The organism is Microbacterium sp. USTB-Y (assembly GCF_023703415.1).
In the GTDB taxonomy this organism is placed as follows: Bacteria; Actinomycetota; Actinomycetes; order Actinomycetales; family Microbacteriaceae; genus Microbacterium.
Window position 1 is genome coordinate 1 of sequence record NZ_JAGMTU010000003.1, and the last position, 20,933, is coordinate 20,933.

Genomic DNA, 20,933 nt, shown 5'->3' on the forward strand with positions numbered 1-20,933 from the left:
TGGGTTCGGTGCTGTGGCGGGGTTCGGTGCTGTGGCGGGGGTTCGGTGCCCTGGCGGGGGTTCGGCGCCGTGGCGGTGGGTTCGGTGCTGTGGCGGGGTTCGGTGCTGTGGCGGGGGTTCGGTGCCCTGGCGGGGGTTCGGCGCCGTGGCGGTGGGTTCGGTGCTGTGGCGGGGTTCGGTGCTGTGGGGGGGGTGTCGCGCACGCGCGCAGGTCGATCGCGCACGCGCGCGGGTCGATCGCGCACGCGCGCGGGGCTGCTCCCAGCATGGATCCGATCTCCCTGCAGGAAAAGCGATCATTCGCGCCGGGTATCATTCGGTTCTAACGAATGATTTGCCCGCACTGCCCGCGAGACCGAACTTCCGTTCCGAGACCGCCGATCTCCCCGTCGGTCTCGTGACGCAGGTTCGGTTTCGCGGACGATCATCGGGCGCAACGGCGCCGCGGAGACGCGCGCGGAAGGGGGCCGCCATGTTCGAACTGCGGAGGCTGCGGCTGCTGCACGAGTTCGCGCTGCGCGGCACGATCGCCGAGGTCGCGCACTCGCTCGCGTACAGCCCGTCCACGGTCTCGCAGCAGCTCGCCCTGTTGGAGCGGGAGGCGGGCGTCCCCCTGCTCGAACCGGACGGACGGCGGATCCGGCTGACCGCCGAGGGCCGAGTCCTCGCCGCGCACGCCGCCCGCGCGCTCGAGCTCGACGAGCAGGCCCGGCAGCTGCTCGCCCAGGCGCCCGCGGAGGCCGTCCGGATCAGCGCCATGCCGACCGCCGCCGAGACGATCGTGCCCGCCGCGCTCACCGCCGTCGCCGCAACGCACCCGCATCTACGCGTCGAGATGACCGAGGCGCCGCCCGAGGAGGGCCTGTTCGAGCTGACCGCGCGCCGCTTCGACCTCGTCATCGCGGAGCAGTACCCGGGTCACACCCGGGAGCGTCACGCCGGCAACGTGCACGAGCTGATCGGCGAGGATCGGATCCGGCTCGTGCTCCCTCCTGGCGAGGACCCCCTCCCCCTCGCGCTGCTGCGAGACCGGCCCTGGGTCATGGAGCCGGTCGGATCCGCCGCGCGGCAATGGGCGGTGCAGCAGTGCCGTGCGGCCGGGTTCGAGCCCGACGTGCGCTTCGAGGCGGCCGACCTGACCGCGCACGTGCGGCTCATCGAAGCCGGGCACGCGGTCGGGATGCTGCCCGACCTGATCTGGGGCGATGTCCCGCCGCCGGTGGTGCTGACCGACCTTCCCGGATCCCCCGTGCGCGAGGTGTTCACCGCGGTGCGCGAGTCGACACGCGGGTCCGAGGCGATCGCGGCCGTCCACGCCGCCCTGGCCGGCGCGTTCGCCCAGCACCGCCCCCGTCGCTGACCCCGCCGGGACGGGCGCCGGGTCGGTCGGGACGCCCGGACGGGTCGGGGCGCCGGTTCGGGGCGCGACTCCGACGCTGGGTCGGGGCGCCGGGTCGGGGCGCGGCGCGCGCGATTCAGCGCGCGGCGGGTCGTGGCGCGGCTCCAATACCGGGTCGACGCGCGCCGCGGGTCCGGGTCGCTCCCCCGCGAGCGAGCCGCTCAGCCGCGCGCGCAGTCCGAGCCGGGGACCCCAACCCTGCACCGTGCGACGATCCGCACACCCTGTGACGATCGGCACAGATCCGGTCCGCATCCGTGTGCCGATCGTCGCACGGTGTGCCGATCGTCGCACGGTGTGCCGATCGTGACAGCGCGCGGAGCGCCGCGCCGCCGCGGGAGCGGGCCGCTCAGCCTTCGCGCACCGTCGCGTGCGGGATCCGCTGGCGCATCACGCGCACCGCCTCCGCGCTCACGTCGACGAGCAGGGCGTCGCGGCCGAGCGCCGCGGCGACGGCGCCCGCGGTGCCGGATCCCGCGAACAGATCCAGCACCCGATCGCCGGGCCGGCTGGACGCCTGCACGATGCGGCGCAGGATCCCCTCCGGCTTCTGCGTGGGGTAGCCGGTCTTCTCCCGCCCCGTGGTCGGCACGATCGTGTGCCACCACACGTCGGTGGGGAGCTTGCCGCGTTCGCGTTTGGCGGCGCTGACCAGGCTCGGCGCCATGTACGGCTCGCGCTCGATGTCGTCGACGTTGAACACGTGCGCACCCGGGGTCTTCACGTAGACGAGGATCGTGTCGTGCTTGGTGGGCCAGCGCGTGCGCGGCTTGGCTCCGTAGTCGTAGGCCCAGATGATCTCGTTCAGGAAGCAGTCCCGACCGAACACGGCGTCGAGCATGACCTTGGCGTAGTGCGCCTCGCGGTAGTCGAGGTGCAGGTACAGCGTGCCGTCGTCGGCGAGCAGCCGCCAGGCCTCCTCGAGCCGCGGCATGAGGAAGTCGCCATAGTCGTCGAAGCGGTCGTCGTAGGCGTGCAGCAGCTCGCGCACGCGCTCGTAGCGGTGCCCGTGGAAGCCGTGGTTCACCTCACGCCCCGGTACAGAACGCAGGAGATCCGGTGTGTCGTCGGTGTTCGTCCCGCGTAATTCCGCGGGTCCAGGATCGCCGGCATCCGGCATCTCCTGCGTTGTGCCAGCCGGACGGTCGGCACGACGGCTCGAGACGGCGTGCCGCTCCTGCGTGCGGCCGGTGTTGAACGGCGGATCCAGGTAGATCAGCGTGAACGCGGAGTCCGGAAGGGTGCGGGCGACGTCGAGCGCCTCCCCGTGCACGATCTCGACGGCCCCCGGCGCGACCCCGGGCGACCCCGGCGACCCGGGCGACCCCGGCGCGGGCTCGACGGCCCCCGGCCCCGGCGCGGCGCCCGGCGACCCGGGCGACCCCGGCGCGGCCTCGACGGCCCCCGGCCCCGGCGCGGCACCGCGCGACCCAGGCGCGGCCTCGGCCCCGGGCGCCTCGACCGGCTCGGCGACCGGATCCGACGTCGTCCTCCGGCCCGGGGACACCCCCTCGGCGACCGGGCTCACGGGACCCGGTGCAGCCACGCCTCGGTGGCGAACTTCGTGCGCACGAGCTCCTCCGCGGCCGCGTACTCGTCGGCGGAGATCGTGCCGTCCTCGGCGCCCGTGAGCGAGCGGAACGTGCCCTTGAAGCGCTCGATGATCTCGGCGCGGCTGAGACCGGTCTGACTGCGCAGCGGATCCACCCGCTTGGCCGCCGACGCCGTGCCCTTGTCGCTGAGCTTCTCGCGTCCGATGCGCAGCACCTCGGTCATCATCTGACCGTCGATGTCGTACGAGAGCGTGGCGTGGTGCAGCACTCCGCCGTTGGCCAGCCGCTTCTGCGCGGCGCCGCCGATCTTGCCGCTGGGGCCGGCGATGTCGTTGAGCGGCTGGTAGACGGCGTCGATGCCGAGCGAGCGCAGGGCCTGCAGCACCCAGTCGTCGAGGAACGCGTAGGAGTCGGCGAAGGTCATCCCCTGTACGAGCGACGCGGGCACGTAGAGCGAGTAGGTGATGATCTGGCCGGCGGCCATCATCATCGCGCCGCCGCCGGAGATCCGGCGCACGACGTCGAAGCCGTGCTTCGCAGCCCCTTCCGGATCCACCTCGTTGCGGTAGGACTGGAAGGATCCGATCACGACCGCGGACTCGTCCCACTCCCAGATCCGCAGGGTCGGACGGCGCCGACCCTCGCCGACGCGGGTGGTGAGCACCTCGTCGAGCGCGAGGTTCATGCGCGGGGAGACCGCCTTCTCGTGCAGGATCTCCCAGTCGAAGTCGCGCCAGCCGGGCGCGGTCACCAGAGCGCGGCGGACGGCGGTGCCCACGGCCTCGGGCGTGAGGCCCAGCAGCTGCGCCCCCTCGGGGAGCGCCGCACGCACCGCGGCGGCGATGGCCGAGGCGTCGGTCTCCACAGGCAGGCCGGTGACGGCGGCGTTGATGTCGTCGAGCGCGTCGTCCGGCTCGAGGAAGAAGTCGCCCGCCAGCCGGAAGCCGGCGATCGCGCCGTCCGTCACCTCGAAGTCGACGACGACGAGCTTGCCGCCAGGAACCTTGTACTCACCGTGCACCGGTCCAGCCTACGCGGCGGCACGGCGAGCGGCGGCGTGCCGGAGCTCCGGCCGTTCTGCAGGGAGGCCGAGGCGTTGTGCAGGGCCGGACGGCCGAGACCGAGTCTCGACCCGCGGAACGGCGAGGATTTCCGGGCGACGCCCCTGCAGAACGCCGAAGGTCCCTGCAGAAGAGCCCGGGTGGGGATCTGCCTCAGTCGCGCGGCGGCACGTGCTTGTCGAGCCAGGCGAGCAGGTCGGCGCGCACCTCGGCCTGCTGCAGCTCGTTGAAGATCTCGTGGCGCGCATCGGGGTAGACGAGCGTCGTCACATCGGTGAGCCCCGACCGGTTGCGGTAGTCGTCGGCGAGACGGTGCACGCTGCGCGGCCCGCCGACCGGGTCGTCGCGGCCGACCATGAGCAGCACGGGCACGTCTTTCGGGAAGTCCTTGCCGGGCCGTCCGTACAGCCGCGCGGCCTCGATCGGCCCGAACAGCTTGAGCAGCGGCACCTCGGTCGTCAGCGGATCGGCGCGGAACGCTTCCCACACCGCCGGGTCGCGCGTGAGCCACTCGAGCCCGTGGGCGTCCGGACCCTTCCACCGCGCGTTCAGCGGCATCGAGTTGAGGTCGGTCGGGGTGCGGTGGGCGGATCCGGTGAGGATCACCGCGTCGTAGGCGTCGGGATGCGCATTGAGCACCATCTGGGCGAGGAAGGATCCCCAGGAGTGACCGAGCAGCACGAGCGGCAGCCCGGGGTTCTCCGCACGGATGAGGTCGGTCAGCTGCCATTCGTCGGCCACGACCGCGCGCATGCCGCCGGGGCCGAGCCGCCCCAGCTTCGCCGCGTCGCCGTGCTGCTTCATGCCCGTGCGCCCATGGCCGCGATGGTCATCGGCATAGACCGTGAAGCCGGCCGCCGTGAGCTCGGCGATCACCGCCCCGTAACGGCCCGCGTGCTCGCCGACGCCGTGCAGCAGCTGCACGACTCCCCGTGGGGTGACGCCGGAGGCGGCGGGGTGGACGTCGTAGACGATCGCGATGCCGTGTGCGTCGATGAACTCGGCGGTGCGGGACTCAGCCATGCCCCGAGTCTACGGATCCGGCTGCCGCACGCCGCATCGGGTCCGCAGATGACGCGGCCAGAGCCCCGCGGTCAGAGCCGCTGAGGCGCTCCGAGCCCGAGCGCGGCGCAGACGGCGCGGGCCTCCTCGAGGTCGGTCACCTCGTGGCCGCCGCCGTCGTCGGCCGCGGATCCCATCCGCACGGATCCCGAGGCCGCGACCGTGCGCTTGGCGGAGAAGTGCAGTGCATCGACGCCGGTCGCCGCGATCTCCGCCGCGTTCGCCGCGGTGATGCCGCTGCCGGCCATCACCTCGATGCGGCCGCCGGCGGTCGCGACCAGGGCGCGCAGCAGGTCCGCTCCGTCCTGCGCGGCCGAGGCGCCGCCCGAGGTCAGCACCCGGGTGAGGCCCAGGGAGACCGCGTGCCGGAGGCCCGCCAGCGGATCCGGGGTCACGTCGATGGCCCGATGCAGGGTGACCGCCGCCTCGGCGCGCACGTCGCGGGCCGCATCCCGCAGCCGCGCCAGGGCGTCGACTTCGAGCTCCCCATCGGCCGTCTGCGCGCCGATCACGACGCCGGTCGCGCCGTGGGCGAGCATCCACCGCACGTCCCGCACGGCGGTCGCGATCTCGTCCGCGTCGTAGTGGAACCCGCCGGCTCTCGGACGCACGAGCACGTGCACCTCGGGACCGCCGTGCGCCGCCTCCTCGACCGCGAGCTCGAGCGTCGCCGGCGAGGGCGTCAGACCGCCGAGTGCGAGCCCCTGCGTCAGCTCGACGCGGCGAGCGCCGATCTCGCGGGCGACGCGCACTCCGGCGGCATCCTGGACGGCGACTTCGAGCGCGAGGGGCATTCGTCCATTGTCACGGGCGGACCGCACGAGCGGAACGGACGCGCCGCGATTTGTTCGGCATCTTTCGGAACATCGGATCCCCGCATTCGACCCGGATCCGGCGAGCACTCCCCCGGTCCGAGCCCACGAGGGGGAATACTTAGTTAGGCTATCTAAGCAATGGATGCCGAGAGACTTCACGAGACCGCGACCGAACTGCGTCTCGCCACGTTCCGGCTCGCCCGCCGCCTGCGCTCCGTGCGCGCCGTGGACAGCCGCAACGCCGCGATGAGTGACGCCCAGCTCGCCGTGCTCGCCGCACTCCGCGCCCACGGCAGGCACTCCCTGACCGCCCTCGCCGACCGCGAGCGCGTCACGGCGCCGACCATGAGCGCGCTCGTCACCGGCCTCGAGGAACACGGGTACGCGGTGCGGATCCCCGACGACCAGGATCGCCGGCGCGTGCACGTCGAGATCACTCCCGCAGGCGAGAGCGTCGTGGCAGAGACCTTCGAGCGGCGCACGCAGCTGATCATGGCCGAGATCACGGAGCTCGATCTCACCGAGGACGAGCTGGGCGTGCTGCACGAAGCCAGCATCCTGATGCGGAAGCTGGCCGAGCTGTGAGCCAGATGTTCCGCTCGTTCGGGGCGTTCAACTACCGGATCTGGTTCTTCGGGGCGATCGTCTCCAACATCGGCGGGTGGATGCAGTCCACCGCGCAGGACTGGGTGGTGCTGACCGAGCTCACGCACAACGACGCCACGGCCATGGGCGCCACGATGGCCCTGCAGTTCGGGCCACCCCTCGTGCTCGTCGGCCTCACCGGCCGCGTAGCCGACCGCTTCGACCGGCGGCGCATCCTGCTCGTCACGCAGACGACGCTCATGGTGCTCGCGCTGTGCGTGGCGGGCCTGCTGCTCACGCACGTGATGACGCTGCCGCTCATGCTCGTCTTCGCGGCGTGTTTCGGCGTCGCGAACGCGTTCGACGCCCCAGCCCGGCAGGCCTTCGTCTCCGACATGGTCTCGATGGAGAACGCCTCGAACGCCGTGGCGCTGAACTCCGCCTCCTTCAACATGGCCCGGCTGATCGGTCCGGCCGTCGGCGGACTCGCGATCGTCGCCCTCGGATCCGGCTGGGTGTTCGTCGCGAACGCGGCGACGTTCCTGGCGATGATCGTCGCCCTGATGCTCATCCGCACCCGCGAGCTGATGCCCCGCCCGAAGAACCCCCGCGCCGGAGGGCTCATGGTGGGCCTGCGCTACGTGCGCAGCAGGCCCGATCTCATGGTCGTGTTCGTGATGGTGTTCCTCATCGGCGCGTTCGGCATGAACTTCCCGATCTTCGCGTCGACCATGGCGCTGGAGTTCCACAAGCAGGCCGACGGCTACGGCGTGCTGAGTTCGGTGCTCGCGATCGGATCCCTCACCGGCGCGCTGCTGGCTGCGCGCCGCGACCGGGCGAGGGTGCGGGTGCTCATGCTCGCGGCCGGCGGTTTCGGCGTCGCGTCGCTCGTGTCGGCGCAGATGCCGACGTACGTCTCGTACGCGATCACCCTCGTCTTCGTCGGCTTCTCCACGGTCACCATGCTCACCACCGCGAACGGGTACGTGCAGACCACCACGGATCCCGCCCTGCGCGGCCGGGTGCTCGCGCTCTACATGGCGGTCGTGATGGGCGCGACCCCGATCGGCGCCCCCATCGCCGGCTGGGTCGCCGACGCGTTCGGACCGCGCGCGGCGATCTCCGTGGGCGGCGCCGCCGGCCTCGCGGCCTTCGCGATCGGCGCGGGGTGGATGATGCATTCGGGTCGGCTGCACCGCCGGGAGGACGCGCGGTTCCTGCTGTCGCTGGACGAGACCCGTCCCGTGCGGGTCGTCGAGGCCATGCAGCGCGCGGTGACCCCGCCGATCACCAGCGCGAGCACGCCCATCCGCACGGAGCCGGAGGCGCCGCGCACCGAAGCCCCACGCACCAAGCCCCCGCGTGCGGAGCCCCCGTATGCGGAGAACCCGCGCACTGAGCCCGCGCGTGCAGAAGCCCCGCGGGCCGAGTCCGCGCGGGCCGAAGCGCCGCGCGCCGAAGCCCCGCGCTCCGACCGCGCGACCGAGCCGCCGCGCACCGAAGCGCCGCGGGCCGAAGCGCCGCGCGCCGAAGACCCGCGCTCCAACCGCGCGACCGAGCCGCCACGCACCGGATCGGGCGACGGCGCGTGAGCGGCGCCGCCGCCGAGGAGGCCCGCGCCCGCCGTTCGCTGCTGCCCGCGCTCGGCGCGCTCTCGGCGTTCGGGCCGCTCTCGATGGACCTGTACATCCCGGCGCTTCCCCAGCTCGGCCGCGACCTGCACACGACCGAGGCGCTCGCGCAGGTGACGATGAGCGCCTGCTTGATCGGGCTCGCCCTAGGCCAGCTGCTGTGGGGGCCGATCAGCGACCGCTACGGACGCCGCCTGCCGCTGCTCTGGGCCGTCGGCGGGTTCGCGGTCGCCTCGATCGCGTGCGCGTTCTCGCCGTCGATCGAGCTGCTCATCCTGGTCCGCCTGCTGCAGGGGCTCTGCGGCGCCGCCGGGATGGCGATCGCCCGCGCGGTCGTGCACGACGTGTTCAAGGGCCCCGCGGCGACGGCCGGGTTCGCCACGCTCACGGCGATCTCGGGGGCGGCGCCGGTGCTCGCGCCGCTGCTCGGCGGCGCGCTGCTGACGTTCACCGACTGGCGCGGCCTCTTCGTCGCCCTGGGCGTGATCGGCGCCCTGCTGCTGCTCACCGCGGCGCTGTACGTGCCCGAGACGCACCCGCTCGCCGAGCGGACCACGGGCGGGCTCGGCAACGATCTGCGCGGGATCGGCGCGGCCCTCGGCAACGGGCCGTTCCTGGTGTTCGCCCTCACCCTGGGCCTGGCCTCGGCCGGATTCTTCGCCTATCTGCAGATGTCCTCGTTCGTCCTGCAGAACCAGTACGGCGTCGACGCGCAGGGCTTCGCGCTCATCTTCGCGATGAACTCCGCGGGCATCGTGCTCGGCGCGTGGATCAGCCGCCGCCTCGCGCGTCGCCCTCCGCGCCCCGCGCGCACCCTCGGGGGCGCAGCCGCGGGGACCGCCGGCGAGCACCGCATCGACGGCCGCCGCATCGTGCTGACCTCGCTCTCGATCGGCACCGCGGCGGCCGCGGCCGTCCTGCTGAGCGCCCTGCTGCACAGCCCGCTGCCCTGGCTGCTCGCGCCGCTCTTCGTGCTCGTCGGCCTGCACGGCGTGAACAACCCCACGCTGACCGCGCTCGCCCTGTCCCGCATCACGCGCGGAGCCGGATCCGCCTCGGCCGTGCTCGGCACGCTCGCCGCCCTGCTGGGTGCGCTCCTGCCGCCGCTGCTATCAGGGACCGGGGTGTCGGCCGCGCTCATGGGCGCGACGATGCTGATCGCTTTCGCGTCCGCGCTCGTGCTGCTCGCCGCGACCGGACGCATCACGCGTGCGCGAAGCTGATGCCGCGAACTTCTTACGAATCCGTGATCTTCCCGAGCCGGGCGCCGCGAGGGTTCCTACGCTGAGGACATGACCGGATCCGCGTCGCGCGTCAGACTGCCGGCTGCCGCGGCCGGCGTCGCGGCGGCTCTGCTCGGCATCGGCGCCGGCGAGCTCGCCGCGACGCTGCTCGCGCCGTCGTCGAGTCCGTTCGCCGTCGTCGGCGGGTTCCTCATCGACGGCGCGCCCGCGTGGGCGAAGGACACGGCGATCGCGTGGTTCGGCACCGGGGACAAGGCGGCTCTGCTCACCGGGATCGCCCTCGTGCTGCTCGCCGCAGCCGGCGCCCTCGGGCTCCTGCAGCGACGCTTCCGCGGGGTCGGGGTCGCCGGATTCCTGGCGCTGGGCGCCGCCGTCGCGGTACTCGCCCCGCTGCGCGCCGACGCCGCCCCGCTGTCCTGGCTGCCCGCGCTGGTGGCCGGCATCGTCGCCGCACTCGTCGTGCGCGCCCTCGTGCGACGGCTCCCCGACCGCGAAACCGAACCTGAGTCCCGAGACCGCGCGACAGAACCGCTGTCTCGGGACGCAGGTTCGGTCTCGCGGTCCACCGCCCCGCAGCCCACCTCCCCGCCGTCAGCAGCCCCGCGCTCCGCCGCCCCACCGTCAGCAGCCCCGCGATCCACCGCCCCGCAGTCCGCAGCCCCGCCGCCCGTGGCCGCCGCCCCGGCAGCGGACGGTCCCACCCGCCGGCGCTTCCTCGCCTGGACCGCCGGGGCCGCCGCGGTCGGGATCCTCGCGACGGTCGCGGCGACGGCGGGCCGGGCCGGATCCGTCGCCGTGACCGCCGTGCGCACGGCGCTCCGCCTGCCGAAGCCGGCCGTGGCCGCCGCGCCGATCCCCGCCGGCGCCGCCCTGAAGGTCGACGGGATCAGCCCGCTGATCACGCCGAACGCCGACTTCTACCGCATCGACACCGCCCTCGTCGTGCCGCAGGTGGATCCGGCGCAGTGGCGGCTGCGCATCCACGGCCTCGTCGCGCACGAGGTCACGCTCACCTGGGACGAGCTGCTCGCGCTGCCGCTCGTCGAAGCGGCGGCGACCCTGTCGTGCGTGTCGAACGACGTCGGCGGCGACCTCATCGGCAACGCCGTGTGGCTCGGCTACCCGATCCGCGAGCTGCTCGCGAAGGCGCAGCCCGCCGCCGCCGCCGACATGGTGCTGTCCACCTCGGTCGACGGCTTCACGGCGGGCACCCCGATCGAGGCCCTGACCGACGACCGGAACGCGCTGCTCGCCATCGGCATGAACGGCCGGCCGCTGCCGATCGAGCACGGGTTCCCGGTGCGCATGGTGGTGCCCGGGCTGTACGGCTACGTCTCGGCGACGAAATGGGTCACCGATCTCGAGGTCACCCGATTCGACCGCGCCACGGCGTACTGGACCGCTCGCGGCTGGTCGGCGCGCGGCCCCGTCAAGCTCGAATCGCGCATCGACGTGCCGAAGTCCGGCCGCGCGCTCCGGGCCGGGGACACCGTGATCGCCGGCGTCGCCTGGCAGCCGCACGCCGGCGTCTCCGCCGTCGAGGCGCAGATCGACGACGGTCCGTGGCAGCGCGCCGAGCTCGCGCCCGCCATCTCGGCCGACACCTGGGTGCAGTGGCGCCTCCCGTGGGCCGCGACCGCAGGACAGCACACCCTCCGCTGCCGGGCGACGGGTGCGGACGGCACGGTGCAGACCGCGGATGTCGCTCCCCCGGCTCCCGACGGCGCGACCGGCTGGCACACGATCGACGTCTCGGTGAACGCCTGAGATCCTCACGGAATCCATGCGCTTCACTTCCTTCACGAATTTGTGAAATCGGCGTAGCATCGCCGCCATGAACACGATCATCCGCACCGACGGCCTCACCAAGCACTACGGCCGCGTGCATGCGCTCGACGGGCTGGACCTCGGCGTCGACGAGGGCCAGGTGCACGGCTTCCTCGGACCGAACGGAGCCGGGAAGTCCACCACGATCAGGATCCTGCTGGGCCTGGCCCGCAAGACGGGCGGCACCGCGACGGTCTTCGGCGAGGATTCCTGGACCGCATCCGTCGGGATCCACCGGCGCGTCGCATACGTCCCCGGCGACGTCAGCGTCTGGCCGAACCTCTCCGGCGGAGAGGCGATCGACTTCCTCGCGCGCCTCCGCGGCGCCTCGACGAAGGACCCCGGCTACCGCGCCGAACGCGAGCGCCTGATGACGGCGTTCCAGTTCGACCCCCGCAAGAAGGGCCGCGCCTATTCGAAGGGCAACCGGCAGAAGGTCGCGCTCATCGCCGCCTTCGCCGTGCCGGCCGAGCTGTACATCCTCGACGAGCCGACGAGCGGGCTGGATCCGCTCATGGAGGTCGTCTTCCGCGACGAGGTGCAGCGGCTCCGGCGGGGCGGGGCGACCGTGCTGCTGTCCAGCCACATCCTCTCCGAGGTCGAGCTGCTCTGCGACCGGGTCAGCATCATCCGCGCCGGGAGGATCGTCGAGTCCGGCACGCTCGCCGAGCTCCGCCACCTCACCCGCACCGAGGTGTCGTTCGAGGCCGCGGACGAGTCCGCGCTCGCCGGGATCCCCGGAGCGCACGACGGCACGATCGACGACGGCCGGGCTCGGTTCACCGTCGACAGCGATGCGGTCCCGGCCGTGCTCCCCGTGCTCGCCCAGCGCGCCGTCACCGGCCTGCGCATCGAGCCGCCCTCGCTGGAGGAGCTCTTCCTGCGGCACTACGGCGACGACCTCGCCGCCCTCCGCGCCGCCGAGGAGGACTCCTCGCCGCATTCCGGCACCCGCGCCTCGCGCCGGGCCGCTGTGAAGGGGTCCTGATGTCCGCCCTCCTCCGCCAGCGCCTGCGTCGCGACTGGCTGCAGGTGCTGCTGTGGATCCTGGCCACGGTGCTCATGGCGTACGCGGGTTTCGCGGGCGTCACCCAGTCCTACGGGACGCTCAAGGATCGCGTCGAGGTGCTCTCCGCCGTGATGGCGAATCCGGTCATCATGATGTTCCGCGGCCTCCCCTCCGGCGCCTCCGAGGGGCAGTTCCTCTCCTTCGAGATCCTGCCGTGGCTGACGATGCTCGCGGCCCTCATGAGCACGTTCCTCGCCGTCCGCCAAACGCGGGGCGACGAGGAGGCGGGTCGCACCGAGCTCGTCGCCGCCACGCCGGTCGGACGCGCGCTGCCCACGGTCGCGACGATCGTCCACGGTGTCGCCGCGAACGTCGTCCTCGGCGTGCTGGTCGCGCTGGCGCTGATCGGATCCGGGCTCGACCCCGCCGGATCCTGGCTCATGGGCGCCACCTCGGCGACCACCGGCATCGCCTTCCTCGGCATCGGCCTCATCGCCGCCCAGCTCATGCGCACCTCGCGCGGCGCCAACGCCCTGACGGTCTGGATCCTCGTCGGCACGTTCCTGATCAACGGCATCGGCAACGTCGCGGGGACCCCGAGCGACGACCTCACCCGCATCACCAGCTCCGGCCTCGTCTGGGCCTCGCCGTTCGGGTGGGCCGAGCAGGCCCGCCCCTATGACGCGGACAACGCCTGGCCCGCCGTGCTCGGACTGGTCGTCGGGCTCGTCCTCGCCGGGGTCGCGGTCGCCCTGCAGTCGATGCGCGACATCGGCGAGGGCTTCGTCCCGGCCCGCCCGGGTCGGGTGCACGCCCGACCGGCGCTGTCCACGCCGCATGCGCTCGTGTGGCGGCTCACCAACGGCGCGATCATCGGCTGGGCGATCGGCGGCGCGCTCACCGGGGTGCTCGCGACCACGCTGTCCGGGCTCGCCGGGCAGATCTCCGGGCAGAACCCGGCGGTGCAGCAGATCCTCGACAAGATCGGCAAGGCGGGCAACCTCGAGGAGACCGTGGTCTCGGTGTTCTTCACGATGATGGGGATCCTGGCCGCCTGCGCCGCGGTGCAGATCGTCGCGCGGGCACGGCAGGAGGAGGCGCACGGCACAGCGGAGGCCGTGCTGGCGCTGCCTGTCGGTCGCGTCCGGTGGCTCCTGGACTATCTGCTCGTCGCGACGTCCGCGATCGCGATCATCGTCGTGGCGGCGGCGATGCTTGCGGCCTACGCGGGTCTCGCGGGCAACAAGGACGCGGGGTCGCTCGTCCGGGTCGTCACGGTGGTCGGACTCGGGCAGGGCCTCGCCGCCTGCGTGTTCACCGTGCTCACGGCCCTGGTGTTCGTGCTGCTCCCGCGCGGCACGATCGGCATCGCCTGGGCTCTCGTGCTGCTCGCCACCGTGTTCGGCCTCTTCGGTCCGCTGTTCGGGCTGCCGGAGTGGACCACGCGGTTCTCGCCGTTCGCGGTCACCCCGATCGTCGACGGCAGCGGGACCGACCTCCGCGGGACGTGGTGGCTCGTGCTCGTCGTGGTCGCGGGCGCGGCCGCGTCGCTCGCCCTGATGCGCCGTCGCGAACTCCAGACCGCGGGATGATGGGGTCATGAAGGCGAAGGATCCGGCACCCGCCGTGCACCACGGTGTCGATGCCGCGGAGGCCGCGGCGGCGATGATCGCCGCCGTCGGCTTCCCGCGCATGCCCGGGCGCGTGATGATGGCGCTCATCGCCGCACCCGCGGACGGGTACACGGCGGCGGAGCTGGCCGATCGGCTGGGCGTCAGCGCGGCCGCCGTCTCGGGGGCGGTGCGCTATCTGCAGACGATCCAGGTGATCCGCCGCGTCTCCCGGCCCGATCGCCGGCGCGACCACTACGTCATCATCCCGGACACCTGGTACGGGCTGATGACGAACAACGGCCCCATCTACGAACGCCTCGCCGCGCACATCGAGGCGATCGGCGCGGAGCACGACGAGGACCACGCCGCCCGGGACCGGGCGGCGGAGATGGCCGAGTTCTTCCGTTTCATGGCGGGACGCATGCCCCAGCTGATCGCCGAGTGGGAAGCCCTGCGCGCGGCGCGGCGCGCGCCGGACTGACCCGGCGACTCCCTTACCCGTGGTTCCCTGACCCGTGGTTCCCTGACCCGTGGTTCCCCTACCAGTGGTTCCCTTGCCCGTGGTTCCCTTGCCCGTGGTTCCCTTGCCCGTGGTCCCCTTGCCCCAGGGGTGCCGCCCGCGGGTTCCCCCGCCATCCGCGGTTCCCCCGCCGTCCGCGGGTTCCCCCGCCATCCGCGGTTCCCCCGCCGTCCGGGACACAACGCAGGAGAATCCCGTGGATTGCCGCCGGATCCTCTCCCGCGCCGGGGGTTCTCCTGCGTCATGTCCCGGATCCCGGCGTGCCGGGTCGACACCAGGCCGGATGCGAGCCGCCCCCGCCGTGCGGTGCCGGAACCGGGTGCGGCCCGCACGACGCACTGCCTCCTACGCCGAGACCCCCACGTGGCGTCGAAACCCCCACGCCGCAGCGACTGCGTGTGGGGGTTTCGACGCGCCGTGGGGGCCTCGGCGAGACCGGCCGTGCGCCACTCGGGCGTGCGCCACTCGGCCGGGCGAGACCGGCCAGACGCCACTCGGGCGTGCGCCACTCGGCCGGGCGAGACCGGCCAGGCGCCACTCGGGCGTGCGCCACCGGGGCGCTGCGGCGTCAGTGCTCCAGCACGAACCTCAGCTGCTCGAGCGCCCAGTCCAGCTCGGTTGCGCGCACCACGATCGGCGGCGCGATCCGGATCGTCTGGCCGTGCGTGTCCTTCACCAGCACGCCGCGGTCGAGGAGCTTCTCCGCGATCTCGCGGCCGGTGCCGCGGGACGGATCGATGTCGACGCCGGCCCACAGCCCCGCGACGCGCACCGCGGTGACACCGTGGCCGATGAGCGCTTCAAGCCCCTCGCGCAGGTGCACCCCGAGCGCCTTCGCGCGCTCCTGGAACTCGCCCGACTCGAGCATCTCGACGGCGCGCAGCCCGACGGCCGCCGCCAGCGGGTTCCCGCCAAAGGTGGATCCGTGCTCGCCCGGACGGATCACGCCCAGGACGTCCTCGTTCCCGACGACCGCCGAGACGGGCAGGATCCCGCCACCGAGCGCCTTGCCGAGCAGATAGAGGTCGGGAACCACGCCCTCACGATCGCACGCGAAGGTCTCCCCGACCCGTCCGAGCCCGGACTGGATCTCGTCGGCGATGAACAGCACGTCGCGCTCGTCGCAGATCTCGCGGATGCGGCGCAGGTACCCGTCCGGCGGGATGATCACGCCGCCCTCGCCCTGGATAGGCTCGATGAGCACCGCGACCGTGTCCTCGGTGATCGCGGCCGCGATCGCCTCGGCGTCGCCGTAGGGCACGGCGTCGAAGCCGGGCGTGAACGGACCGAACCCGTCGCGCGCCGAGTCGTCGTCGCTGAAACCGACGATCGTCGTGGTGCGGCCGTGGAAGTTGCCGTTCGCGACGACGATGCGCGCCGCTCCCTGGCGCACGCCCTTGACCCGGTACCCCCAGGCGCGGGCGACCTTGATCCCGGTCTCCACCGCCTCGGCGCCGGTGTTCATCGGCAGCACCAGATCCTTGCCGCACAGCCGGGCGAGCGCCTCGGCGAACGGCTCCAGGCGGTCGTTGCGGAAGGCGCGGCTGGTGAGCGCGACCCGGCCCAGCTGCTCCTCGAGCGCGGCGACGAGGGCGGGGTGGCGGTGCCCGAAGTTCACGGCCGAGTACGCGGCGAGCAGATCGAGGTAGCGCTTGCCCTCGACATCGGTCACCCAGGCGCCTTCGGCGCGGGCGATCGTCACCTCGAGCGGCGCATAGTTGCGGGCGACGTGCGGCTCGGGTGCTCCCGGTGCCTGAGCCTCGGCGGCCGAGGCCTCTCGGACGGCGGCGGCTGTCACTTCGCACCGCGCAGTTCGAGCGTGCAGCACTTGATGCCGCCGCCGCCGAGCAGCAGTTCGCTGAGGTCGACGGTGAGCGGGTTGTAGCCGCGCTCGCGCAGCTGCTTCTCGAAGCCGGTCGCGCGCGGCGAGATGATGACGTTGTAGCCGTCGCTCGCCGAGTTGAGTCCGAACACGGCGCCGTCCTCGTCCGAGACGAGGATCGCGTCGGGGAAGCGCTCCTCGAGGATCGCGCGGCTCGCGTCGTCGAAGGCGTGCGGAAGGTAGGCGATGTTCGCCGCGGCCGGTCCGCCGTTCTCCTCGCCGATGACGGGGTCGAGCACGGTCAGGGCGGTGTCGAGGTGGTAGAAGCGCGGGTCGACGAGCGTCAGCGTGACGACCTCGCGGCCGAACACCTCGCTGACCTCGCGGTGGCTGTCCCCCGCGGAGCGGAAGCCGGTGCCGGCGAGGATCACGTCGCCCGCGAGCAGGAAGTCACCCTCGCCCTCGTTGATCTCCTTCGGCATCACCGTGTCGAAGCCGTTCGCGCGGAACCAGTCGGCGAACGCGGGGGACTCGCCCTGGCGCTGCTCGTAGTAGAACGAGGGGACGTAGGCACGGCCGCCGATCACGAAACCGCCGTTGGCCGTGTAGACCATGTCGGGGTAGCCGGCGAGCGGCTCGATGAGCTCGACCTCATGACCTAGCTCGAGATAGAGGTCGTACAGCTTCTGCCACTGCGCGACGGCCTTCGCGGTGTCGGTCGGGTTCGCCGGCTCCATCCACGGGTTGATGCTGTAGTTCACCGTGAAGTGCTCCGGCTTGCACATCAGGTACCGGCGGTGGTGCGCGGTGCGGGCAGGCGTGGCGGCCGTGGCGGTCTCGGGCGTCGACATGAGGCTCCTCAGAATCTCCGGTGGCGGACGCTGTCCTGAGGCCCGGCGGTCCTTCGATCCGTTGTGCGGAGAAGATGCGACACGGGCACGCCGCCGTCCATTCTCGCACCCGACCCTGAACGTGGCCAGATCACCGGGCGTTCAGATGACCTCGGCGCTCCAGTCGTCCGGGTTGCCGTAGCGGTGCGCGGTGATCGCGATCGCCTGCTCGTGCAGGAAGGGCAGGAGCTCGATACGGCCCGCGGTGGTCACCTCTCCGGCGAGGATCGCGAGATCCGGATCCCCCTGCACGGCCTCGGCGAGCGTGGCGTGCAGGGAGGCGACGTCGTCGGCCGCGCCCACGATCCGCACGCGGTTCGGCCGCAGCGGCGCCAGGGCCTCGTCCAGGAGCCCGGCTCCGTTCCCGTCGCGATTCTTGCGGCTTTCCGCCCGGCTCTCCGACGATTTCTGCGACGGGAGCGGATCCGGCGACGGGCTCGACTCGGATCCGGCGGGACCCGTGAACCGCTCGATCCACTCCGCATCGCTCTCCACGAACACCGTGACACCGGCCTCGCCGAGCACGCGGCGCACCGCGGCGGGGAGGCCGATCGGCGAGGAGAGCGTGAAGGCGCCGCCGCCGCGGATCGCGGCGATCGCGACGCGCAGCAGCGCGCGCAGGGGCGCCTCCCCCGTGGCCCGCACCGCGACCGGCACGGCGCGATACCGGAACAGGTTGCGCTCCACGCCGAGGCGCGAGACGTCACGCACGCGTCCGAACTCGCGGTCCCATGCCAGGGCGTCCGACAGCGCCGCCCGGCGCAGCCACTCGAACGCGGTGTAGTCCAGCGACGGCTGGGCCGCCTCGATGAGCGCGGTGATGCGCGAGTCCAGCCCGCGCAGGTGCAGGGTCGTGGATCCGCTGCCGCCCGTGTCGCGCCACGCGCCGAGGCCGATGAGGTGGTTCGGGCCGCCGGCCTTGGTACCACCGCCGACCGAGGAGCGCTTCCAGCCGCCGAACGGCTGGCGCTGCACGATGGCGCCCGTGATGCCGCGGTTCACGTACAGGTTCCCGGCCTGCACGCGGTCCAGCCAGAGCGCGAGATCCGCGGGATCCTGCGTGTGCAGGCCCGCGGTGAGGCCGTAGTCGACGCCGTTCTGCAGTTCGACCGCCCGCGCGAGCGTCGGGGCGTGCATGATGCCGAGCACCGGCCCGAAGAACTCCTCGCGGTGGAAGCGCGATCCCGGCTGCACGCCGAGACGGATGCCGGGGGTCCACAGCCGGCCTTCGGATCCGGGGATCTCGCGCGGCTTCAGCAGCCACTTCTCGTCGGGGCCGAGCTCGGTGAGGGCCCACTGCAGCTTGCCCTGCGGACGCTCGATCACGGGACCGACCTCGGCCCGCGGGTCGTCCGGCCACGCCACCCGCAGCGAGCGCGTGGCGTCGACGAGCTGCCGGGCGAACCGCTTCGAGCGCCCCACGGGCCCGACCAGGATCGCCAGCGAGGCGGCCGAGCACTTCTGCCCGGCGTGCGCGAAGGCGCTCTTCACGAGATCCGCGACGGCGAGGTCGAGGTCGGCGGAGGGGGCGATCACGAGGGCGTTCTTGCCGCTCGTCTCGGCGAGCAGGGGCAGGTCGTGCCGCCAGCTGCGGAACAGCGCCGCGGTCTCGAAGGATCCGGTGAGGATCACCCGGTCGACGTCGGGGTGCGCGATGAGGTCCCGGCCCAGCTCGCCCTCGGAGATGTCGACGAACGCGAGCAGATCGCGCGGGATCCCCGCGTCCCAAAGCGCGGCCGCGATCACGGCCGCCGAGCGCCGCGCCTGCGGGGCCGGCTTGAACACCACGCCGGATCCCGCGGCGAGCGCGGCGAGCACTCCCCCGGCGGGGATCGAGAGCGGGAAGTTCCACGGCGGCGCGACGACCGTGAGCCGCGACGGCACGAACGCGGCCCCCTGCACCGCGTCGAGCTCCCTGGCCCGCGCCGCGTAGTACTTCGCGAAGTCGACGGCCTCGCTCACCTCGACGTCGCCCTCGGCGAGCACCTTGCCGGTCTCCGCGGCGGCCACCTCGATGAGCTCCCCGCGACGGGACTCGAGCACCGCCGCGACGCGCAGCAGCACCTCCCCGCGTTCGGCGGCGGGGCGGGCGCCCCAGACGGCGGCCGCGCCGCGCACCCGGGCGAGGATGCGCTCGATCTCGGCGGGGTCGGTCACGAGCGCGCTGCGGACGAGCCCCTCGCCCGCGGTGCTCTCCGGGATGCGCTCCAGGATGCCGCGCGCCCACGCGCGGTTCGCCGGCAGCGCCGGGTCGCTGTCGGGGGTGTTGCGGAACCCGGGGGCGCCCGCGGCGACGGCGGTGTCGTCCTCGCGCGCGGCGAAGACCGCGGTCTCCACGAAGGTGTCGCCGGGGTCGACCGCCTGGGCGATCCCCAGCACGGCCTGGGTGAGGGCGGCCGCCTCGGTGTCGGGGTCGGTGGTGAGCGCGGCGGACTCGTGCACGGGCGCGAGCCGATCCTGCCGGCGGCGGGGGCCGGACGGCAGACCGGGGTCGGCGGAGCGCTCCAGGGAGAGCGCGAACCGGTTGATCTCGCGGTCCAGCAGGTCGGGGTTCTCCTGCAGCCGGAACGCGGCGGACAGGAAGTTGTCCTTCGACGCGTTCTCCTCGAGCCGGCGCACCAGGTAGCTGATCGCGACGTCGAACTCGCGCGGTCTCACCACGGGCACGTACAGCAGCACGTGCCCCACCTCCCGGCCGACGGCCTCGACCTGGCCCTGCGCCATGCCGAGCAGCATCTCGAACTCGACGGGCGCGGATCCGGATGCCGCCTCCCCGGCTTCGGGGCGCACCCCTCGGTCGCCGGCGAGCAGCCAGGCGTAGGCGATGTCGAAGAGGTTGTGCCCGGCGACGCCGACGCGCACGGCGCGCACGGACTCGGGGGTGAGCGCCGCGTCGAGGCAGCGCAGATAGTTCGCGTCGGTGTCGATCTTCGTGTCGTACGGGGCCGGGGTCCAGCCGTGCAGCGAGGCCTCCACCCGCTCCATGGCGAGGTTGGCGCCCTTCACGAGCCGCACCTTGATCGGCGCCCCGCCGTGGTCGACCCGGTCCTTCGCCCAGGCGGTCAGCTCGCGCAGCGCCGGCAGCGCATCGGGCAGGTAGGCCTGCAGCACGATGCCCGCCTCGAGACGGGCGAGACGCGGATCCTCCATGATCCTCGTGAACACCGCGATCGTGAGGTCGAGGTCGCGGTACTCCTCCATGTCGAGGTTGATGAAGGTCGGGTGAGACCCGGCCGTCGAGTCCGCCGCGACGCCCGCGGCGGTGAGATACAGCGGCAGCAGCCGCTCGGCGACCTGCTCGACGACCTCGTCGAAGGCCCACATCGAGATGCGGCTCATGACGGCGGACACCTTGACCGAGACGTAGTCGACGTCGTCGCGGCGGATCAGCTCGTGGATCCCGTCGAGGCGGCGCTGCGCCTCGTCCTCGCCGAGCACGGCCTCGCCGAGCAGGTTGAGGTTCAGCCGGGCGCCCGTCGCGCGCAGCTTGGCGATCGCCGGACCCAGCCGGGCGGGCCGGGCGTCGACGATGAGGTGCCCGACCATCTCGCGCAGCACCGTGCGGGCGATCGGCACGGTCGGCGCAGGAAGCCCCGGCGCCACCAGACCGCCGGCGCGCACCGCGGCACGCAGATACCAGGGCAGGAAGCCAGGAACGAGCGGGGCCACACGGTGCAGTCCCGAGGCGGCCGCGCCGAGGCTCTCCGGCCGCATCACGTCGTCGACGAAGCCGAGCGTGAACGGCAGCCCGTTCGGATCCCGCAGCACTCCGGCGAGCCGCTCGGCGGCGGGATCCGCATGGGAGGCGGCGGCCTCGTCGATCCAGCGCTGAGCGAGGGCGACGGCCCGGCGTGCGCGCTCGGTCTCCGAGGCGTTCAGCCACTGCGGCATCGGTGGTCCTT

General features: G+C 73.0%; 14 protein-coding genes and 1 pseudogene. 8 read left to right on the top strand and 7 right to left on the bottom strand.

All coding sequences use genetic code 11. The features are described 5' to 3' along the window. The first annotated feature begins 472 nt into the window (after positions 1 to 472). Complete coding sequence (locus J8G10_RS07260; protein WP_251442439.1) at positions 473 to 1,360, top strand: LysR family transcriptional regulator; 888 nt, start codon at positions 473 to 475, stop codon at positions 1,358 to 1,360. Between the two features lie 388 nt (positions 1,361 to 1,748). Here the strand turns inward: J8G10_RS07260 and J8G10_RS07265 are convergent, their stop codons facing one another. The 4 genes from J8G10_RS07265 to J8G10_RS07280 form a co-directional block, all read right to left on the bottom strand. Next, complete coding sequence (locus J8G10_RS07265) at positions 1,749 to 2,675, bottom strand: site-specific DNA-methyltransferase (RefSeq protein ID WP_251444335.1); 927 nt, start codon at positions 2,673 to 2,675, stop codon at positions 1,749 to 1,751. A 248-nt stretch (positions 2,676 to 2,923) separates the two neighbouring features. Then, positions 2,924 to 3,973 carry a biotin/lipoate A/B protein ligase family protein gene (locus tag J8G10_RS07270; protein WP_251442441.1) on the bottom strand — a complete coding sequence of 350 codons (1,050 nt, stop codon included), beginning with the start codon at positions 3,971 to 3,973 and terminating at the stop codon, positions 2,924 to 2,926. Positions 3,974 to 4,166: 193 nt separating this feature from the next. Then, positions 4,167 to 5,036: an alpha/beta fold hydrolase gene (locus J8G10_RS07275; protein WP_251442444.1), complete on the bottom strand. Its 870-nt coding sequence runs from the start codon at positions 5,034 to 5,036 to the stop codon at positions 4,167 to 4,169. 71 nt (positions 5,037 to 5,107) lie between these two features. Continuing rightward, the gene (locus J8G10_RS07280) at positions 5,108 to 5,869 is read right to left on the bottom strand and encodes a copper homeostasis protein CutC (protein WP_251442449.1); all 762 of its coding nucleotides are present in this window, start codon (positions 5,867 to 5,869) and stop codon (positions 5,108 to 5,110) included. Between the two features lie 159 nt (positions 5,870 to 6,028). Here J8G10_RS07280 and J8G10_RS07285 point away from each other — a divergent pair, with 159 nt between their 5' ends. The 7 genes and pseudogenes from J8G10_RS07285 to J8G10_RS07315 all read left to right on the top strand — a co-directional run bounded on the left by J8G10_RS07285 (position 6,029) and on the right by J8G10_RS07315 (position 14,280). Next, the gene (locus tag J8G10_RS07285; protein WP_251442452.1) at positions 6,029 to 6,475 is read left to right on the top strand and encodes a MarR family winged helix-turn-helix transcriptional regulator; all 447 of its coding nucleotides are present in this window, start codon (positions 6,029 to 6,031) and stop codon (positions 6,473 to 6,475) included. 5 nt (positions 6,476 to 6,480) lie between these two features. After that, a pseudogene (locus tag J8G10_RS07290) lies at positions 6,481 to 7,818 on the top strand (MFS transporter); the annotation flags it as partial. Positions 7,819 to 8,063: 245 nt separating this feature from the next. Then, the gene (locus J8G10_RS07295; protein WP_251442454.1) at positions 8,064 to 9,329 is read left to right on the top strand and encodes a multidrug effflux MFS transporter; all 1,266 of its coding nucleotides are present in this window, start codon (positions 8,064 to 8,066) and stop codon (positions 9,327 to 9,329) included. 69 nt (positions 9,330 to 9,398) lie between these two features. Beyond that, on the top strand, positions 9,399 to 11,117 hold the full coding sequence (locus J8G10_RS07300) for a molybdopterin-dependent oxidoreductase (RefSeq protein ID WP_251442457.1): 1,719 nt from the start codon (positions 9,399 to 9,401) through the stop codon (positions 11,115 to 11,117). Positions 11,118 to 11,184: 67 nt separating this feature from the next. Beyond that, positions 11,185 to 12,165 carry an ABC transporter ATP-binding protein gene (locus tag J8G10_RS07305; protein ID WP_251442460.1) on the top strand — a complete coding sequence of 327 codons (981 nt, stop codon included), beginning with the start codon at positions 11,185 to 11,187 and terminating at the stop codon, positions 12,163 to 12,165. Then, complete coding sequence (locus tag J8G10_RS07310) at positions 12,165 to 13,778, top strand: ABC transporter permease (protein WP_251442463.1); 1,614 nt, start codon at positions 12,165 to 12,167, stop codon at positions 13,776 to 13,778. The genes J8G10_RS07305 and J8G10_RS07310 overlap by 1 nt, the downstream gene beginning before the upstream one ends. A gap of 7 nt (positions 13,779 to 13,785) precedes the next feature. Further along, positions 13,786 to 14,280, top strand: coding sequence for a GbsR/MarR family transcriptional regulator (locus J8G10_RS07315; RefSeq protein ID WP_251442467.1), 495 nt, complete (start codon positions 13,786 to 13,788; stop codon positions 14,278 to 14,280). A 607-nt stretch (positions 14,281 to 14,887) separates the two neighbouring features. On the opposite strand, the gene rocD is transcribed toward J8G10_RS07315, so the two are convergent. The 3 genes from rocD to J8G10_RS07330 all read right to left on the bottom strand — a co-directional run bounded on the left by rocD (position 14,888) and on the right by J8G10_RS07330 (position 20,922). Continuing rightward, positions 14,888 to 16,117, bottom strand: a complete 1,230-nt coding sequence (gene rocD / locus J8G10_RS07320; protein WP_251442470.1) for an ornithine--oxo-acid transaminase — start codon at positions 16,115 to 16,117, stop codon at positions 14,888 to 14,890. Then, positions 16,114 to 16,992, bottom strand: a complete 879-nt coding sequence (gene ddaH, locus J8G10_RS07325) for a dimethylargininase (protein ID WP_251442472.1) — start codon at positions 16,990 to 16,992, stop codon at positions 16,114 to 16,116. Before ddaH ends, rocD begins: the two co-directional genes overlap by 4 nt. A gap of 141 nt (positions 16,993 to 17,133) precedes the next feature. Then, positions 17,134 to 20,922 carry a bifunctional proline dehydrogenase/L-glutamate gamma-semialdehyde dehydrogenase gene (locus J8G10_RS07330; protein WP_251442474.1) on the bottom strand — a complete coding sequence of 1,263 codons (3,789 nt, stop codon included), beginning with the start codon at positions 20,920 to 20,922 and terminating at the stop codon, positions 17,134 to 17,136. Positions 20,923 to 20,933: the final 11 nt, after the last annotated feature.

Bases quoted from the DNA above. Each gene is read 5' to 3' on its own strand.
- ddaH (WP_251442472.1), bottom strand. From the start codon at position 16,992: ATGTCGACGCCCGAGACCGCCACGGCCGCCACGCCTGCCCGCACCGCG.
- J8G10_RS07260 (WP_251442439.1), top strand. From the start codon at position 473: ATGTTCGAACTGCGGAGGCTGCGGCTGCTGCACGAGTTCGCGCTGCGC.
- J8G10_RS07330 (WP_251442474.1), bottom strand. From the start codon at position 20,922: ATGCCGCAGTGGCTGAACGCCTCGGAGACCGAGCGCGCACGCCGGGCC.
- J8G10_RS07285 (WP_251442452.1), top strand. From the start codon at position 6,029: ATGGATGCCGAGAGACTTCACGAGACCGCGACCGAACTGCGTCTCGCC.
- J8G10_RS07305 (WP_251442460.1), top strand. From the start codon at position 11,185: ATGAACACGATCATCCGCACCGACGGCCTCACCAAGCACTACGGCCGC.
- J8G10_RS07280 (WP_251442449.1), bottom strand. From the start codon at position 5,869: ATGCCCCTCGCGCTCGAAGTCGCCGTCCAGGATGCCGCCGGAGTGCGC.
- J8G10_RS07275 (WP_251442444.1), bottom strand. From the start codon at position 5,036: ATGGCTGAGTCCCGCACCGCCGAGTTCATCGACGCACACGGCATCGCG.
- J8G10_RS07310 (WP_251442463.1), top strand. From the start codon at position 12,165: ATGTCCGCCCTCCTCCGCCAGCGCCTGCGTCGCGACTGGCTGCAGGTG.
- J8G10_RS07300 (WP_251442457.1), top strand. From the start codon at position 9,399: ATGACCGGATCCGCGTCGCGCGTCAGACTGCCGGCTGCCGCGGCCGGC.
- J8G10_RS07315 (WP_251442467.1), top strand. From the start codon at position 13,786: ATGAAGGCGAAGGATCCGGCACCCGCCGTGCACCACGGTGTCGATGCC.